Origin of the sequence: Actibacterium pelagium (genome assembly GCF_002285415.1) — a bacterium.
Taxonomy (GTDB): Bacteria; Pseudomonadota; Alphaproteobacteria; order Rhodobacterales; family Rhodobacteraceae; genus Actibacterium_B; species Actibacterium_B pelagium.
Map to the genome: position 1 here is coordinate 785,805 of NZ_NSBU01000004.1, position 16,407 is coordinate 802,211.

A 16,407-nucleotide genomic window follows, 5' to 3' on the forward strand; every position below is an offset into this window, starting at 1 on the left:
CTGCCTCAAATTTTACCTGAATAGAAACATCTAACTCGGAGTGTCTTTATGCGAAAACTCAATGAGGAAAACGAGCGGATCAAGCAGAAGTACGTGTTCTATTTGGAGCAGGCGAAAGGGCTTGATGAGAAATCCACGGATAAGGTGCTGGCCGCGATTTTGAAGTTCGAGCAGTCAACGAACTTTAAATCGTTCAAGCGGTTTCACATTGAGCAAGCGGCAACTTTCAAAGACTACCTGGCAAAATCAATCGGTAACTCAGGAAGGTCGCTCAGCCATTCTACGGTTGATGCAACATTGGCCCTCGTACGTAACTTCTTTCATTGGCTTGCGGGGCAGCCGGGTTACAAATCACGGATCAGCTATTCCGATACAGCCTATTTCAAGAACAGTCGGAAATCTGCCCGGATCGCGCATACGGCCAACGAAAAAGAAAGCCCATCAGTGGAGGCTGCATTTCACGCTTTCCAAGCGATGCCTGACGACACTGAATTTGAGAAACGCGACAAGGCACTGTTCGCTTTCTTCATGCTAACGGGGGCACGGGTTGGTGCGGTGGCTTCTTTGCGCCTAAAGCACATTGATCTCTTTAATGGTCGCGTTTTTCAGGATGCCAAAGAGGTCAACACCAAAGCTGCCAAGACAATCGATACCACCTTCTTTCCTGTCGATGCGGCTTACCTAGAATGCTTTACGCGTTGGGTTGAGTTCCTGCGTAAGGAGAAGCTCTTCGGGCCCGCTGATGCTCTGTTTCCCAAGGCAGAGACAGGTATAGCTGAGGGTGGTGGCTTTACTGTTATTGGTTTGTCGCGAGAGCCTTATGCCAACACGACAACGTTGAACAAGATCATCCGAAATGCCTTTGCCGCAGTTCAACTGCCTGAATACACTCCACATAGTTTCAGAACGACATTGATGCGACTTGGTGTCGAGGTGTGCAAAGGTGACATGGAGAAACTCAAGGCTTGGTAAATGAACCTGGGTCATGAGGGGATGATGACGTCGGTGACTTCATACTTGCCCGTCAGCAGCCAACGGCGTTCAGAGATTTTGAAGGGTATGCGGGGTGAGCTCTAATTCATCACGAGCAGTGCAATACCTAAATAGGAAAGAGATTTTGCAGTCCACGTCAGAGCTATGAATGCGGAGGACGCAATCACTCCCAACGGCCCAAACCGGGTTTGCTTTCGACCTGTTTTAGTTGGCTGGTCTCACGTATGGACGTCATGCACGGAAATTAACTTTGTGTGTGTATTTAAGCTGCACGGTGAAGCAAAACGGGACCTTGATTAAGAGGTTGGGGCTCGCTGGCGCATACCGAGCCAGTATGCCATCACCGCACCAGTAGAAACGCCGAAGGCATCTGCGAGAAAATCGTCCAGATCACAGTCGCGGCCAACAAGCGGTTGGAGGATTTCAATTGCCCCACCGAAGGCTAGTGCTGCAAAAATTGCTAGAAGAAGGCAGCGCCTGGTGCAAAGCGAAAACGGGATCATCAAGGCGAAGAAGGCCACAAAATGATAAAGCTTATCCCAGGCCAAGGCCTCTTTATCTGCAGGAGGCGGTGTAAGTGTCAGATAGCCAATCGCTACCGCTATGGCTAAGCCTGCGGCTAAAGCCGCAAACCTATTCTGGCTTAAAATTAAATGACGTAGCCTACTGCCCATCATGTTGACAGCAACCAGCGCCATGATGCCCGCACTTTTCAAAGTCTTTCCAATTTATGTATACTGTTTGGGCTTTCTTTGGTTTTTTTGAGTAAGATTAGAGCAGGCAGATCAACTTGCGAATCTGACTTACCATGGGTCAGGTGAAAATCTGTAGCATTTGTAGAGCTCCGCTAACCATTCTAAATTTCAAAGTCCAGTGCAAATGAATGATTTATTATCGCTGCTGTTAGCGACAGGATCATGTGGTATAAATTGTGGTATGGTAGAGGGTTATTGATATTTAGAACGTTTAATTTCAAATTATTAGGATTAAAATTCTGCGGACACCTCCTCCGCCACAGATCGCTATCTTAGCCGCGCCTTTGGCGGCTGAGACGTGCCTAAACAATTTCACGTGCCATTGAGATGACGTTTTCAACGGTGATGCCGAAATGGGCATAAAGCACATCCGCTGTGGCAGAGGCGCCGAAGCCCTGCATCCCGATGAACCGGTCGTCCGGCCTGAGCCATCGTTCCCAGCCGAAAGACATTGCTGCTTCGATCCCAATGCGGGGTGCCGTTCCCAGTACCTGTGCGCGGTATTCTTCGGTTTGGGCCTCGAAAAGTTCCCAGCAGGGCATCGAGACCACGGCCGCTTTGAGACCGATTTCGGCGAGGTGAGCGCTGGCGCGAGTTGCCAGCCCGACTTCGGTTCCGGTCGCAAGCAGTGTCAGGTCTCGGCCATTCTTAGGTTCGTGCAGGACATAGGCCCCCTTGCGGGTCAGGTTCTCGTCGGCGCCATCACGGACCCGTTCCGCCGGTTGACGAGACAGGGCAAGCATTGAAGGGCCATCCGAGGTTTCTATCGCGATCTGCCACGCTTCGGCGGTTTCGACCGCGTCGGCGGGGCGAAAGACGCGCATGTTTGGCATCGCGCGGAAGCTGGCCAGAATCTCGACCGGCTGATGGGTCGGGCCGTTGGACCCGACACCGATGGAATCGTGGCTGAAGACAAAGAGGCCGGGCAGTCCCATCAGGGCCGCCATACGCATTGCGGGTCGTTCGTAATCGGCAAAGGCAAGGTAGGTGACGTTGATCGGGCGCAACCCGCCATGGGCGGCAATCCCATCAACCATCGCGCCCATCAGGTGTTCGCGCACGCCACAATGCATATAGCTGCCGTTTCGGTCTTGGCGCGTGAATGCGGTGCGAGAGCGTTTGTGATTGGTCGGCGCTTCCAGATCAGCGCACAGCACGAACAGTTCGGGCAGGGCCTTGGCCAGCTGGTCGCAGACATCGCCAGAGGCCGTGATGGTTGGCAGGGCGTCCGGGCCAACAGCACCAGCGTGCGATTGCGCGGCTGCGGTTTGCTCCCAGCCATCCGGCAGGCTGCCGCTGGTCCAGCGCTGAAACTCTTGTGCGTCGGGATGCGCGTCCAATCGTGCCTGCCAGTGTTTGCGCGCGCCCTTTCCCTTTGCCATGCAATCATGCCAGTCCCGATATACGGCATCGGGAATTTCGAAGGACCCGTGCGGCCAGTTAAGCGCCGCGCGCGCCTCGGCGGAATCTGCCTCGGTCAGGGGGGCGCTGTGCCCGCCGCGCTGTCCTTCCAGCCGGGGGATGCCTCGGGCGATGGTCGTCCGGCAGGCCAGAAGAGAGGGGCGGGGGTCGTCGCGCGCCGCGCTTAGGGCAGCGTCGATGGCTGGTATGTCGTGTCCGTCCAGCTCTTGCACGTGCCAGCCCGCAGCGCGGAACCGGGCCGGGACATCCTCGCTGATCGACAGGATGGTGTCGCCATCGTCGGTGATGTGATTGTCATCCCAAAGGAAGGTCAGCTTTCCAAGCTGCAAATGACCGGCAAGCGAGATGGCTTCTTGCCCGACCCCTTCCTGCAGGCACCCGTCTCCGACAAAGGCCCATGTCCGGTGATCGACAAGGTCACGGCCGAATTGTGCGGCCAGACGTTCTTCGGCCACTGCCATGCCTACTGCACAGGCAATGCCCTGCCCCAACAGGCCGGTTGTGATCTCGATCCCGGCATGTTGCTCTATTTCGGGGTGGCCTGCGGTGACCGATCCCAGCTTGCGAAAGGATTTCAAGGCCTCCAGCGTGACATGTTCGTAGCCCGAAAGGTGCAGCAGCGCATAAAGCAACGTCGATCCGTGCCCGTTGGACAGAACCACTCGGTCCCGGTCGGGCCAAAGCGGATCGGCCGGGTCGGCCTTAAGGTGGTTGGCATAGAGTGTGCTGGCAATCTCTGCCATGCCGAGCGGCACACCCTGATGGCCTTCGCGCGCATTCAGAATTGAATCGAGGGCGAGGAACCGGATGGCATGGGCCATAGACTGGATATCGGGCATGTTATGTCTCGACGTCAGAGCAGTTTGCGAATTCGCGCGATGGCTTCGAGGATGTTCTCGGTCGAATTTGCGTATGAGAATCGGACGTAACCTTCCCCCCATTCGCCGAAAGACGTGCCCGCGACCGTGGCAACGCCCGCCTCATCCAAGAACAGGTTTTGCGCCTCTGCCGAGGTCATCCCGGTACCGGTGATGTTGGGGAAAGCATAGAAAGCCCCCGCCGCATCGGTACAGGTTACGCCTTGCAAGGCGTTCAGCTCGCGCACGATCACCTCGCGGCGTTTGTCGAACTCGGCCACCATGTCATAGACGGGTTGCTGAGGTCCGTTCAGCGCGGCGATGCCCGCGTATTGCGTGGCGGCATTCACGCAGGAATGATCGTTGATGCACAGGCGGGTCACATGGTCCACGGCCGCGTCCGGCCAGACCGCATACCCCAGCCGCCAACCGGTCATCGCATAGGTCTTGGACCAGCCATCTAGCATGATCAGCCGATCGCGGATTTCCGGGTATTGCAAAAGCGAGACATGCTCTCGCCCACCATACAGCATGTTGGAGTAGATTTCGTCCGACATCAGGGCCACATGCGGGTGATCGGCAAGACCGGCGACCAGTTTGTCGATCTCTTCGCGGGGGGTGACCCCTCCGGTCGGGTTGGCGGGTGAATTGATGATGATCAGTCTCGTGGCCGGGGTGATCTGGGCCAGAACTTCTTCGGCCGAAAAGGCAAAATCGTTCTCTTCCTTCAGGGCAATGGGAACTGGTTTGGCCCCGGAATAACGGATCACGGATTCGTAGATTGGAAATCCCGGGTTGGGATACATGATCTCGGTCCCCGGTTGGCCAAACATCAGCACCGCGAAGAACATCGTCGGTTTGCCACCGGGCACCACGACCACGTTGTCCGGGTTCACCTCGACCCCATGACGGCGATGCAGGTCGGCGGTGACGGCCTCGCGCAGGGCGGGCAGGCCATTGGCGGGTGTATAGCCATGGTGGCCGTCGCGCAGCGCCTTGATCCCTGCCTCGACAATGTGATCCGGCGTCTGGAAATCGGGCTGCCCAATGCCGAGATTGATGATATCGCGCCCCTCACTCGCCAGTTTTTGCGCACGCGCCAGAATTGTGAAGGCAGACTCGGTCCCGAGCCGCGACAGGCTGTCGGCAAAGATCATTCCGGTCATTTTCTTGTGCCCCTCCCAGAGCGCAGATTGTCTTGATGAAATTTGGTATACCAAAATTGCAAGATTTGGTATACCAAAATACCCAGTGGAGAATTTGAGTCGGTTTTTAACTGCTGGCAAGCGGTTTCAGTGCAGCAGGTAGCAGCCGAAATACTGCGCCCGACATAAGGAAATAGAAACTGGGGAGGCGAGCGTTGTCGGAACGCATCCAAGCGGATTATGTGATCGAAACGCCGGACGACCCACGCCAGGCCGCCGAAGCGATGGCGGGCGAGCAAAGCTCTGGCACCTTCGTAAGCGTGCCCGGTGAAACACCTGAATTACGTGAACGCTCTGCCGCGCGGGTCGACAGCCTGACCGAAGAAGGCGAAGTCGAGGCGCCAAGCCTGCCAGGGCGAATGACCGGGGCGCGATACAGCCGGGCAAGGGTGACATTGTCATGGCCTCTGGGCAATATCGGGCCGGACCTGCCCAATCTGATGGCCACGGTTGCCGGCAATCTTTTCGAGCTGAGGCAGTTTTCGGGCCTGCGGCTTGTCGATCTGCGCCTGCCCGATGACTTCGCGGGGGCCTACCCGGGTCCGAAATTTGGTATCGACGGAACAAGACGGCTTGCTGGCGTGGACAAGGGGCCGCTGATCGGGACGATCATCAAGCCGTCGGTCGGATTTGGCCCCGAGGAAACGGCAGATCGGGTCCGCACACTTGCCGACGCCGGGATCGATTTCATCAAAGATGATGAATTGCAGGCGGACGGGCCGCAATGCCCTTTTGAAGCGCGCGCCCGCGCAGTGATGCGGGTCATCAATGAACATGCTGACCGGACCGGGAAAAAGGTGATGTATGCCTTCAACCTGACCGGAGAGGTCGATCAGATGCGGCATCGTCACGATCTGGTTCAGGACCTAGGCGGCACCTGCGTGATGGTCAGTCTCAATTCGGTTGGCGTAGCCGGGATGTTGGGTCTGACACGACACAGCGCCTTGCCGGTGCACGCTCATCGTAACGGGTGGGGATACCTCAGCCGGGCCCCCATGCTGGGCTGGGACTATGCCGCATGGTCCAAGATCTGGCGGTTAGCCGGGGCTGACCACATGCATGTCAACGGATTGCAGAACAAGTTCAGCGAGACGGATGACAGCGTGATCGCATCGGCCAAATCGCTGCTGGAACCGATGTTTGCCACCAAGCCTTGTATTGCAATGCCGGTGTTTTCTTCTGGTCAGTCGGCCATACAACCGCCCGAAACCTATGCCCGTCTGGGACACGCGGATTGCATCTATGCGGCCGGGGGCGGGATCATGGCGCATCCCGATGGCCCGGCGGCGGGCGTGCAAAGTCTGCGCGACGCGTGGGATGCGGCCATCGCTGGAACTCCCGCAGAGACCTATGCCAAGGATCACCCCGCGCTGGCGCGCGCATTAAAGAAATATGGCGCATGAGCAGCCTGTCGCAGGGCATACTTGTCGGCTGGTATGGCGACGATTTCACCGGCTCGGCGGCGGTGATGGAGGTGTTGACCTTTTCCGGGGTGCCATCCGTGCTTTTCCTAGAAGCACCGTCGCCCGACATGCTGGCCCGCTTTCCTGACGCGCGCGCGATTGGCATTGCCAGTACGGCCCGCAGCCAGTCGCCGGGCTGGATGGAAGACAACCTGACCCCGGCGCTGGCATTTCTGGACACCTCCGGCGCGCGGGTCATTCACTACAAAACCTGCTCGACGCTGGATAGCGCGCCAGAAGTTGGCTCTATCGGGGCCGCACTGGACATCGGCATGCGGATGTTTGGGGATGCGCCTGTGCCGTGCCTTGTGGCGGCACCAGTTATGCGGCGCTATCAGGCGTTTGGGCATCTCTTTGCGTCGGCCGGTGAGCAGGTTTACCGGCTGGATCGCCACCCGGTAATGGCCCGACATCCGGTCACGCCCATGCGGGAATCCGACGTGGCGCGGCATATCGGTCAGCAGACCTTGAAACGGTTCGGAACGGTCAGTGTCGAAGATCTGGCAGCAGATCCGTTTGCAGCCTGGAAAAGGGAATGCGCGTCAGGCGCCGAGGTGATCACGCTGGATGCGATGACCGACGCCGACATGGCCGCGAACGGCGCATTGATCTGGGAAGGGGAGCAGAGGTTCGCTGTGGGCTCGCAAGGCGTGGAATATGCGTTGATCGCGCATTGGCGCGAAGCCGGGATGATCAGTACCCGATACCAGACCGACGGGGTCGGCGAGGCGGAGCAGGTGCTGGTGGTGTCGGGGTCCGTGTCGCCAACGACCGCGGAACAGATCGACTGGGCCGAGCGTAATGGGTTCGACGTTTTTGTGTTGGACCCGACCGCAGTACTGGCAGAGGACAGTGGTAAAGAAACGCTGGCCGCATTCCGGCAATCCGTTTTCGCAGCGGTCGCGGCGGGGCGGGACGTTGTAGTCTGCTCGGCGCGGGGGCCGGATGACCCGTCAGTGGCGCGGTTGCGCTCTGCCGTCGCAGAAAGCGGAATTGCATCGTCATTGGTCAACCGCAGGATCGGCGCCGCGCTGGGGCAGATACTGGAAACCTGTGTGCGTGAATTTGGCTTGCGCCGGGCTGTGGTGTCCGGAGGAGACACCTCCGGCTACGCCACCGAGAAACTGGGCATATACGCCTTTTCCGCCCTCGCGCCGACGATACCGGGGGCGTCTTTGTTGACGGCTCACTCTGATGACCCGGCGCTTGACGGGCTGCAGATCGCCCTGAAGGGCGGGCAGATGGGGAGCGCAGATTTCTTTGGCTGGATCAAACGTGGCGGCGGTGCCGCCTGATGAGGAGGATTTGAATATGGTAAAAGTGGCTTTGCTGGGCGCAGGTGGCAAAATGGGGGTACGCCTTGCCACCAACCTGAAAGCGTCGCGGTTTGACGTACAACCAGTGGAAATATCCGAAGAAGGTCAAAAGCGCCTGAAGGCCGAAACCGGATTGGATACGGTTGACCAAGACACGGCTTTGGCCGGGGCGGACGTCGTCCTGATGGCGGTGCCAGATCGCCTGATCGGGAAGATCGCACATACGTTCATCGACAAGGTGCGCCCGGGAACGGCGATCATCGTTTTGGATGCAGCGGCGCCCTATGCCGGGGAAATGCCGGACCGCGCGGATGTGACCTATTTTTGCACCCATCCGTGCCATCCGCATATTCTTGAGGCACATGAAAGCGTGGCGGCTCAGGAAGACTATTTCGGTGGGATCGCAGCCCCTCAGGGCATTGTCTGTGCTCTGATCCAAGGGCCGGAAGAGCACTATGTGCTTTGCGAGGAAATCGCGAAGGTGATCTATGCCCCCGTCGCGCGGTCGCATCGCTGCACACTAGAGAACATCGCTGTGCTAGAACCAGCCTTGTCGGAAACCGTGGCGGCGACACTGTCGCTTGCCCTTCGGGATGCGACCGATCGGGCCGTGGCAATGGGTGTGCCCGAGGCGGCGGCCCATGACTTTGTGCTTGGCCACCTCAAGATCGAGTTGGCGATCGCCTTTGGCATTTTCCCGGAAGGTAAATTCTCGGATGGTGCCCTGATGGCCATCGATAAGGCGAAATCCGTCATCTTCAAGGAAGATTGGCTGGACCAAGTGTTCTCGCTAGAGGCGGTGAAACGCTCTGTCGAAGAGATTTGTGCGGGCTAAGAGAAACCGTCGGTGCGTTTCGAGTTGACTTTGCGTGATACGAAAAGCGACCGTCACCAGACGTCATAGGGAAGAAACGGGGAGAGAAGTGGATGACAGCCACATTGATGATTGGGCCATACAGTGAAACCGATCGCGACGCGATGATCGAGGCGTTAGATCCTGTTGTGGTTTCAGGGCCGGGGGATGTCGCCGGGCTGGACGATGCAACGCGGGCCGGTATTCGCGCAGTGGCGTTCAAGGGTCACTCAGCCTTTGGCGCGGACGAGATGGATTTGTTGCCGAACCTTGCACTGATCGCAAATTACGGTGTCGGCTATGACGCGATTGACGTGACGGCGGCCTCGGCCCGCGGGATCAAGGTCACCAACACTCCCGACGTTTTGAACGATGACGTGGCTGACCTTGCCGTGGCGCTGCTGTTGATGACCGGACGAGAGATGGAACATGCCAGCGCATGGGCCCGGTCGGGCGAATGGCAGGCCAAGGGCGAGTATCCCTTGAATCGCAAAGTGTCTGGCGGCAAGGCCGGGATCGTCGGCCTTGGCCGTATCGGGCGCGAGATTGCCGACAGGCTGGCCGCGTTCAAGATGGACATCCACTATTTCGCCCGCTCGGAAAAGGACACGCCGGGCTGGACGTATCATTCCGATCCGGTGTCGTTGGCCGAGGCGGTCGATTATCTGGTGGTCGCTCTTGTCGGGGGCAAAGACACCGAAAAGTTCGTGTCGAACAAAGTCATCGAAGCGCTGGGCCCGCGCGGCATCGTCGTGAATATTTCCCGTGGAACGACCGTGGACGAGGCCGCATTGCTGGACGCTTTGGAGGCCGGCAAGATCGCAGGGGCGGGGCTGGACGTGTTCCTGAACGAACCGAACATCGACCCGCGGTTCTATGCCTTGGATAATGTCGTGATCCAACCTCACCAAGGGTCAGGGACGCATGAGACGCGCGCCGAGATGGCGGCTCTGCAACGCAACAACGTGCTGGCCTTCTTGCAAGATCAGCCACTGCTAACGCCGGTCAATTGAGGAGCTAGGGATGCAACTGCGAAAGAACCGTTTTAAAGAGGCCATCCAGTCAGGACAGTTGCAGCTTGGTCTGTGGAGCATGACACGTGATCCGGCCCTGACAGAGATGTTGGCTGGTTGCGGCTACGATTGGATCAATCTCGATTGCGAACACACGCCCAATCATATCGATCGCGTGCTCTCGATGCTTCAGGCGATTGAGCCCTACGATACCGAGGCGATCGTCCGCGCAACGCATCTTGACCCGGCAGAGATCAAGCAACTGCTGGATGCCGGTGCACGCAACATCGTGATCCCTTATGTGCAGACGGTCGAAGAGGCGCAATTGGCTGCGGCGTCGGTCGAGTATCCGCCCAAGGGGATCAGGGGCGTTGCCGGTTCCACGCGCGCCAGCCGGTTCGGGGCCGTGACTGATTACGTCAAAACGGCACGAGACAATATCTGTTTGATCGTCCAGATCGAAACCGCCGATGCGATGTCACGTATCGAAGAGATCGCGGCAGTCGACGGAATTGATGCGATGTTCATTGGTCCCGCCGATCTGGCAGCAAGCCTTGGTCATCCCGGCGACGTCAAGCACCCCGAGGTTCAGGCAGCGATCGTTGAGGCGATCCAGCGGATCACGGCGGCGGGCAAACCTGCCGGGTTCCTGTCAGGCGATCAGGAAATGCTGGATAAGGTCGTCGCTGCAGGCGGGCTGATGATGGGGATCGATATCGATATGATCCTGTTGCGGCGGGCCGCCTTGGAGAGGCTTGAAACCTGCCGCAAGTGGCTGGATTGACCCGCCGAATACGGCGGGCCTTTTGGTATGAAAAGAGAATTGCCTGGCGCTTTAGGCGCTAGGCTGGTCGTCCTCAAGATAGTAGCGGATATTGTCCTCGAAGCTTTCGTCGGCGGTAAGGCCAAGCTTCAGGGCCTTTTCCGGGCGCAGGTCAAAGCGCCACCCTTTCACGATGGCTTGAATATCGGGCTCTGCCTCCCACCGGATCAGCTTGGCCGGTTCCGGCCCGGCAACGGCGGTCATTGCGTCGATCAGTTGGCGGATCGTCCACATGCGACCGGGCATCATCATGCAACGGTTCTGGCCAAGATCTGCCTCTTCAAGTTCGGCGCCTTTGACCAGATTTTCGACGCATTTTCGGGGGCTCAGGTAGTAATGCGGGAAATCTTCGTCCACCGGGCATATCGCCTCTTGTCCGTTCAGGGGCTCTCGTAGGATCGAAGACATGAAGGACGACGCCGCGCGGTTGGGTTTGCCGGGGCGAACCGAGATCGTAGGCAGGCGGAAGCCGCGCCCATCGATGTACCCTTTGCGCGAAAAGTCGTTGATCAGCATCTCGCCCATCGCCTTTTGCGTACCGTAAGAGGTTTGCGGGTTCAGGAAGGTATGGTCGATGATCGGGTCCGGCACTTCGCCGCCATAGACAGCGATAGAGGACGAAAACACCACGACGGGTTTCGTCCCAAGTTCGCGGGCGCGGTTCAAGACATTGAGCGTGCCGATCAGGTTGATCGACATACCGGCGTCGAAATCTTCTTCGGCATGGGCCGACACGATGGCGGCCAACAGGTAGATCACGTCCACATCCGCAGTGACACATCGCGCGACAGAAGCGGGATCGGTGATGTCGCAGGTGGTGGTTTCGATCGCTACGTTTCCAGTAATCGGTGCCGGATCCACCACATCGGCAAGTGTTATCTTGGAAATGTCCTGACCACGCAGGGTACCGCGCGCGGCAAGTGCGCGACCAAGTTTTTGGCCGACGACCCCGCCGCCACCTATGATGAGAATGTTCATGCTGTTCCTTCCTCGAATAAGCTGGGCACAAGCGCGCCCCGTGACTGAATGACCTGCGCGGCAAGTGACATGGCACTATGTGCCGCTTGATCGCAGCTTTGACCGGTTGCGAGACCAGCCATGAAGCCGGCGCCGAAACTGTCGCCTGCTGCCGTGGTGTCGATCACATCCGTGACCTGTGTTGTCTGTAGGGTGCGCGTCCCGTCGGCATCCCAAAGCGTCAGGTCTGCATTGCCGTTTTTGACGGCTACGACCCGGGCGCCGCAATTGCGGTAGCGCTTGATGGTGTCGCCGGGGGTGGTGTCCCCAAAGAGCTGCGTTTCTTCGTCGAATGACGGCAAAACTACATCAGCCACAGAGGCCCCCAACAACATTCCGTCCTGCATTGTTGCCTTGTCTTCCCACAAGCGGGGGCGCAGGTTTGTGTCAAAGGCGACCATCGCCCCACCAGCCCGCGCGGACATGATCGCGTCGCAAAGTCGCCGGCGCGCCGCGGGCGTCAGGATCGCAAGGGTGATACCTGAAAAATAAAGAATGTCTTGCCCCGATAGAGTATCGGTCAGCCACGCCGGGTCGTCGGCCAGTGTTTTGGCCGCTGACTGGCTGCGCCAATAAGAGAAACTGCGCTCTCCGTTGTCGAGGCTGATCATATAAAGCCCGACCGTGCGGTCCTCGACCTCTCGTAGGGCCGCTGTTTCGATCCCTTGTTCTTCGAAGAACGCCTTCATTTCCACAGAGACCGCGTCTTTGCCGATGGCGCTGGCATATCCGACGCGCCAATCGCGGGGTAGCAGGCGGCGGGCGTACCATGCGGTATTGAACGTGTCCCCGGCAAAGCCGCGACGGTAGAGGCCATCACCGGCATCAGCCATCTCGACCATGCACTCTCCTATGGCAAGGAAGGACCCGCTCACAGGATCACCCGGTGTTCTTCTTGGCCCGTAGCGTCGACGCGCAAGGTGTAGGTGCGCCCGCCATCTTCGACATTGAACAGGAACAACTCTGTGTCGCTGGCAATCAGAAGCCGGTCACGATCAACCCATCCTGCCGCCGAGACGGGCGCGTCGAACTGCCAGACCTGTCGTCCCGCGTCGGTCCGGGAGTACAGCCGGTGCGCATTGATATCGAACCAGAAGAACTGTTTGCGCTCGGGATGCCAAAGCGGGCCTTCTCCAAGCGAACACTGCGTGTCGTCAAAAACGTCTACCATCAGAGCAGCCCCCTTTGTGAAAGGTTGCGCATCAGCGCGGCGGTGCCGAAGGTCCATTCGGGACAATCCGTCGACAGGCGCACGGTGTTTTCCAGTTGGCCCAGAGTGCTTTCGGTAATTTTCACGACATCTTCCGCGTGATGGGTGAAGCCCTGACCTTGGGCATCGCGGTCCTTGACCGGCGCGAACATGGTGCCCAGAAACAGGAAGAACCCGTCAGGATACTGGTGATGGCGGCCGATGGTCTGTTCCACGATCGAAGCGGGATCGCGGCTGATCTTGGTCATCGAAGAATGCCCGTCCATCTGGAAGCCGTCCTGGCCGGTCACCTCCATGGACAGTTCGGCTTTGCGCACGTCATCCAACGAGAACCCATCGTTGAACAAACGCAGGAAGGGGCCAATGGCACAGGACGCGTTATTGTCCTTGGCTTTACCCAGTAGAAGTGCCGAGCGACCTTCGACATCACGTAAGTTTACGTCATTGCCCAATGTGGCCCCGACGATCTCTCCGCGTGAATTGATGGCCAATACGATTTCAGGTTCGGGGTTGTTCCAGTTCGACATTGGGTGCAGCCCGACCGCGGCGCCCCAGCCTACGGCGGCCATGGGTTGGCATTTGGTAAAGACCTCGGCATCGGGTCCAATCCCGACCTCAAGATACTGGGACCAAAGTTCTTCCTCTTGAAGCACCGACTTGACCTTCATGGCTTGTTCGGACCCGGGCACGATGCCTGCCAAGCTGTCACCGATCACGCGTTTTACCCGTTGCCGGATTGCCTCGGCCCGATCTGGGTCGCCCGCCGCCTGTTCCTCGATCACGCGTTCGACCATGGATTCTGCAAAGGTGACCCCACTGGCTTTGACGGCCTGCAGATCCGGTGGGGCCAGAATGCGCAGCGCATCCGAGCCGGCATCGGCGGTGCTGGCCTGCAACAACTCGCTGAGGTCGCAGATCGGCACGCCTGTCGCGGCCTTTGCCGTGGCCGCAGGATCGGCTGTTTCCAGCAGCGCTTGCATTGTGGGCAGATCGCGGCTGGTGATGTCGATAACGGTGTCACCGTCTAGGCGGATCAGAGCTGGGCCAATGCCAGGGCGCCAGACACGCCCGACGAAGCAGGCTTGGGAAAAGGGATTGCTGTGGGGAAGCATGGCTTTCTCCTTCAGTTCCTGAGCGGCAACATTTTGCCCGGGTTCAGGATGTTATTGGGGTCAAAACTTTCCTTGATCGCACGCATATAGGCCAAGGCCGGGCCGTGTTCGGCCTTCATGAATTTCTGCTTGCCCAGCCCGACCCCGTGCTCGCCTGAGACTGTTCCGCCCAGCCTTAGCGCGGTTTCGGCCAGCGCGTTTGAAAATTGCTCGGCTCGGGCCATCTCGTCGGGGTCTGATGGATCGACGCTAAGTCCTGCATGGAAATTGCCGTCACCCACATGCCCAACAATGGTCGATGTCAGACCAAGGCGCACCGCGTCGCGCTGAGCTTGTAGAACGGCCTCTGCCAGCTGCGAGATCGGTACGCAGACATCTGTGGGCCAGATACGACCACCTTTGCCCAAAGCAGCGGTCGCGTAATGTGCCGAGTGGCGCATGGTCCAAAGCGCTTTACGGTCCTCGGGCCGTTCTGCCGTTTTCCAGCCCCGTGCACCTAAGTCAGCAGCGAGTTCTTCAAAGGTCCGGGCTTGCTCTCTTGCGCTGCCTGAAGTGCCGTCAAACTCTAGAAACAGATGCGGTTCTTCGGGCAGGTTTGCTTTGGAATATGCGTTGAACCCCTTCACCATCATCTCGTCCAAAAGCTCGATTCTCGCCATGGGCACGCCGGACTGGATCGTCAGGATGACACAGTCCACGGCGTCTTTGACGGTTGGAAAGCGGCATGTGGCTGCAATCGTCGCCTCTGGTCTGCCCCGTAGGCGCACGGTCAGCTCGGTGATAATTCCAAGCGTTCCTTCAGAGCCGATAAGCAAGTGGTTCAGGTCGTAACCGGTAGAGGATTTCTGAGCGCGGCTACCTGTGCGGATGATGGTGCCATCGGCCATCACTGCTTCGAGGGCGAGCACGTTTTCCCGCATCGTGCCATATCGCACAGCCGTGGTGCCAGATGCTCGGGTCGCGGCCATCCCGCCGATGCTGGCGTCGGCGCCGGGATCGACCGGAAAGAACAGGCCTGTTGCGCGCAGTTCTTCGTTCAGGCGCAGGCGTGTAATGCCGGGTTGAACAACAGCGTTCAGATCTTCGGCATTCACCTCTAGCACTTGGTTCATGTCGCGCAGATCAAGGCTGATCCCGCCTGTCACCGCCAAGTGCTGCCCCTCTAACGAACTGGCCGCGCCATAGGCGGTCACCGGGCAATGCTCTTCGTTGCAGATCTTCAGAATGTCACAGACGTCCTGCGTGTTGGCGGGATAGGCCACCGCATCCGGTGGCGTAAGGGGGTAATAGGTTTCGTTCTGGCCGTGCAGGTTGCGGTCGGCCTGAGACAACGAAAGCTTGTTGCCCAACAGCGGTTTGAGCCGAGATATCGCCGTGTCGATACTCATTACTTCCCCCAACGCAGAACCAGCGGGTCAAGCGGGCGCAGCAGTTCAAGCAACATGGCGCGGGTCCCGGGGTGCAGAGGCGGGATCGGGTGGCGACAAAAATCCGAAGCGATCACGCCGCCTTCGACCATCGCTGCCTTCGCGGCCCGAAAGCCGCACTGCCGGTTTTCGTGGTTCACCGCGGGCAGTACGCGTGCGTAGCCGTCAATGGCGGCCTGCCGCTTGCCCGCAAGGAAATCTTGGACAATCGGGCCGATCAGGTCGGGGATCATGGCGCTGGTCATGGTGCCGGTCGCGCCGGCATCCAGATCGGCCAGCAAGGTGATCGCTTCTTCACCGTCAAACGGGCCTTCGATGCTGTCGCCACCTTCTTCGATCAGCGCCCGAAGTTTGGCCGCAGCCTGAGGGCATTCGATCTTGAACAGCTTCAGCATCTCGATTTCCTGCGCCATTTTCACCAGCAGGGGCACGGGTAGGTCCACACCCGAAAGCGGCGCATCCTGCAGCATGATCGGGATGCCGACCTCTCCGACCGCGCGGAATTGCTCGAAGGTTTGCTCGGGCGTGCCCTTAAGAAGGGCTCCGTGATAGGGGGGCATCATCATGACGATATCGGCCCCAAGATCTTTGGCAAACTTCGCCCGGTCCACGACGATCGGCGTGGCAAAATGGCTGATCGTCACGATGACCGGAACCCGGCCAGCGACATGTTCCAGCGACAGGCGTGTCAGCGCGGCGCGCTCGTCATCCGTAATCAGGAATTGTTCCGAAAAATTGGCAAGGATGCAGATACCGTCAACGCCCTGATCAATCATGCAGTCGAGAACACGCTTCATGCCTTCGGCGTCGACTTGTCCGTTGGGTAAGAAAGGTGTCGGCGCGACGGGCCAGATACCGGAATAGCGTTGTGTCATTGGGTCTCCATTCGTCGGGCGTGGCTTCTGATGCCTTGTGGGCTGTTCGAAGCACGATGCGTTGCT

Annotated in this window: 15 protein-coding genes; 6 read left to right on the top strand and 9 right to left on the bottom strand. The window is 58.7% G+C overall.

Annotated elements, in window-relative coordinates; translation table 11 throughout:
* Window positions 1-48 precede the first annotated feature (48 nt).
* Window positions 49-972, top strand: coding sequence for a tyrosine-type recombinase/integrase (locus CLM58_RS04050; RefSeq protein ID WP_229666194.1), 924 nt, complete (start codon window positions 49-51; stop codon window positions 970-972).
* Window positions 973-1,289: 317 nt separating this feature from the next.
* On the opposite strand, the gene CLM58_RS04055 is transcribed toward CLM58_RS04050, so the two are convergent.
* The 3 genes from CLM58_RS04055 to CLM58_RS04065 all read right to left on the bottom strand — a co-directional run bounded on the left by CLM58_RS04055 (window position 1,290) and on the right by CLM58_RS04065 (window position 5,193).
* Window positions 1,290-1,691, bottom strand: a complete 402-nt coding sequence (locus CLM58_RS04055; protein WP_095594600.1) for a VanZ family protein — start codon at window positions 1,689-1,691, stop codon at window positions 1,290-1,292.
* Between the two features lie 359 nt (window positions 1,692-2,050).
* Window positions 2,051-4,009 carry a transketolase gene (gene tkt / locus CLM58_RS04060; protein ID WP_095594601.1) on the bottom strand — a complete coding sequence of 653 codons (1,959 nt, stop codon included), beginning with the start codon at window positions 4,007-4,009 and terminating at the stop codon, window positions 2,051-2,053.
* Window positions 4,010-4,023: 14 nt separating this feature from the next.
* On the bottom strand, window positions 4,024-5,193 hold the full coding sequence (locus tag CLM58_RS04065) for a pyridoxal phosphate-dependent aminotransferase (protein ID WP_229666195.1): 1,170 nt from the start codon (window positions 5,191-5,193) through the stop codon (window positions 4,024-4,026).
* 194 nt (window positions 5,194-5,387) lie between these two features.
* Here CLM58_RS04065 and CLM58_RS04070 point away from each other — a divergent pair, with 194 nt between their 5' ends.
* The 5 genes from CLM58_RS04070 (at window position 5,388) to CLM58_RS04090 (ending at window position 10,661) form a co-directional block, all read left to right on the top strand.
* Window positions 5,388-6,635 carry a ribulose-bisphosphate carboxylase large subunit family protein gene (locus CLM58_RS04070; protein ID WP_095594602.1) on the top strand — a complete coding sequence of 416 codons (1,248 nt, stop codon included), beginning with the start codon at window positions 5,388-5,390 and terminating at the stop codon, window positions 6,633-6,635.
* Window positions 6,632-7,990, top strand: a complete 1,359-nt coding sequence (locus CLM58_RS04075; protein WP_095594603.1) for a four-carbon acid sugar kinase family protein — start codon at window positions 6,632-6,634, stop codon at window positions 7,988-7,990. The genes CLM58_RS04070 and CLM58_RS04075 overlap by 4 nt, the downstream gene beginning before the upstream one ends.
* A gap of 16 nt (window positions 7,991-8,006) precedes the next feature.
* Complete coding sequence (locus CLM58_RS04080) at window positions 8,007-8,846, top strand: phosphogluconate dehydrogenase C-terminal domain-containing protein (RefSeq protein WP_095594829.1); 840 nt, start codon at window positions 8,007-8,009, stop codon at window positions 8,844-8,846.
* Window positions 8,847-8,938: 92 nt separating this feature from the next.
* Window positions 8,939-9,877 carry a 2-hydroxyacid dehydrogenase gene (locus tag CLM58_RS04085; protein ID WP_095594604.1) on the top strand — a complete coding sequence of 313 codons (939 nt, stop codon included), beginning with the start codon at window positions 8,939-8,941 and terminating at the stop codon, window positions 9,875-9,877.
* 10 nt (window positions 9,878-9,887) lie between these two features.
* Window positions 9,888-10,661 carry an HpcH/HpaI aldolase family protein gene (locus CLM58_RS04090; RefSeq protein WP_095594605.1) on the top strand — a complete coding sequence of 258 codons (774 nt, stop codon included), beginning with the start codon at window positions 9,888-9,890 and terminating at the stop codon, window positions 10,659-10,661.
* A gap of 51 nt (window positions 10,662-10,712) precedes the next feature.
* Here CLM58_RS04090 and denD read toward each other — a convergent pair whose 3' ends face one another.
* Genes denD through CLM58_RS04120 form a run of 6 tightly spaced genes read right to left on the bottom strand, consistent with a single transcriptional unit; the run spans window position 10,713 to window position 16,341 of the window.
* The gene (gene denD / locus CLM58_RS04095) at window positions 10,713-11,678 is read right to left on the bottom strand and encodes a D-erythronate dehydrogenase (RefSeq protein WP_095594606.1); all 966 of its coding nucleotides are present in this window, start codon (window positions 11,676-11,678) and stop codon (window positions 10,713-10,715) included.
* Window positions 11,675-12,559, bottom strand: coding sequence for a sugar kinase (locus CLM58_RS04100; RefSeq protein ID WP_095594607.1), 885 nt, complete (start codon window positions 12,557-12,559; stop codon window positions 11,675-11,677). Before CLM58_RS04100 ends, denD begins: the two co-directional genes overlap by 4 nt.
* A gap of 29 nt (window positions 12,560-12,588) precedes the next feature.
* Window positions 12,589-12,888, bottom strand: coding sequence for an SMP-30/gluconolactonase/LRE family protein (locus CLM58_RS04105; RefSeq protein ID WP_095594608.1), 300 nt, complete (start codon window positions 12,886-12,888; stop codon window positions 12,589-12,591).
* Window positions 12,888-14,039 carry a fumarylacetoacetate hydrolase family protein gene (locus tag CLM58_RS04110; RefSeq protein WP_095594609.1) on the bottom strand — a complete coding sequence of 384 codons (1,152 nt, stop codon included), beginning with the start codon at window positions 14,037-14,039 and terminating at the stop codon, window positions 12,888-12,890. The genes CLM58_RS04105 and CLM58_RS04110 overlap by 1 nt, the downstream gene beginning before the upstream one ends.
* An 11-nt stretch (window positions 14,040-14,050) precedes the next feature.
* On the bottom strand, window positions 14,051-15,427 hold the full coding sequence (locus CLM58_RS04115; protein ID WP_095594610.1) for an FAD-binding oxidoreductase: 1,377 nt from the start codon (window positions 15,425-15,427) through the stop codon (window positions 14,051-14,053).
* The gene (locus CLM58_RS04120) at window positions 15,427-16,341 is read right to left on the bottom strand and encodes a dihydrodipicolinate synthase family protein (protein ID WP_095594611.1); all 915 of its coding nucleotides are present in this window, start codon (window positions 16,339-16,341) and stop codon (window positions 15,427-15,429) included. Before CLM58_RS04120 ends, CLM58_RS04115 begins: the two co-directional genes overlap by 1 nt.
* Window positions 16,342-16,407 lie beyond the last annotated feature (66 nt).

Bases quoted from the DNA above. Each gene is read 5' to 3' on its own strand.
- CLM58_RS04050 (WP_229666194.1), top strand. From the start codon at position 49: ATGCGAAAACTCAATGAGGAAAACGAGCGGATCAAGCAGAAGTACGTG.
- CLM58_RS04055 (WP_095594600.1), bottom strand. From the start codon at position 1,691: ATGGCGCTGGTTGCTGTCAACATGATGGGCAGTAGGCTACGTCATTTA.
- tkt (WP_095594601.1), bottom strand. From the start codon at position 4,009: ATGCCCGATATCCAGTCTATGGCCCATGCCATCCGGTTCCTCGCCCTC.
- CLM58_RS04065 (WP_229666195.1), bottom strand. From the start codon at position 5,193: ATGACCGGAATGATCTTTGCCGACAGCCTGTCGCGGCTCGGGACCGAG.
- CLM58_RS04075 (WP_095594603.1), top strand. From the start codon at position 6,632: ATGAGCAGCCTGTCGCAGGGCATACTTGTCGGCTGGTATGGCGACGAT.
- CLM58_RS04080 (WP_095594829.1), top strand. From the start codon at position 8,007: ATGGTAAAAGTGGCTTTGCTGGGCGCAGGTGGCAAAATGGGGGTACGC.
- CLM58_RS04085 (WP_095594604.1), top strand. From the start codon at position 8,939: ATGACAGCCACATTGATGATTGGGCCATACAGTGAAACCGATCGCGAC.
- CLM58_RS04090 (WP_095594605.1), top strand. From the start codon at position 9,888: ATGCAACTGCGAAAGAACCGTTTTAAAGAGGCCATCCAGTCAGGACAG.
- denD (WP_095594606.1), bottom strand. From the start codon at position 11,678: ATGAACATTCTCATCATAGGTGGCGGCGGGGTCGTCGGCCAAAAACTT.
- CLM58_RS04100 (WP_095594607.1), bottom strand. From the start codon at position 12,559: ATGGTCGAGATGGCTGATGCCGGTGATGGCCTCTACCGTCGCGGCTTT.
- CLM58_RS04105 (WP_095594608.1), bottom strand. From the start codon at position 12,888: ATGGTAGACGTTTTTGACGACACGCAGTGTTCGCTTGGAGAAGGCCCG.
- CLM58_RS04110 (WP_095594609.1), bottom strand. From the start codon at position 14,039: ATGCTTCCCCACAGCAATCCCTTTTCCCAAGCCTGCTTCGTCGGGCGT.
- CLM58_RS04115 (WP_095594610.1), bottom strand. From the start codon at position 15,427: ATGAGTATCGACACGGCGATATCTCGGCTCAAACCGCTGTTGGGCAAC.
- CLM58_RS04120 (WP_095594611.1), bottom strand. From the start codon at position 16,341: ATGACACAACGCTATTCCGGTATCTGGCCCGTCGCGCCGACACCTTTC.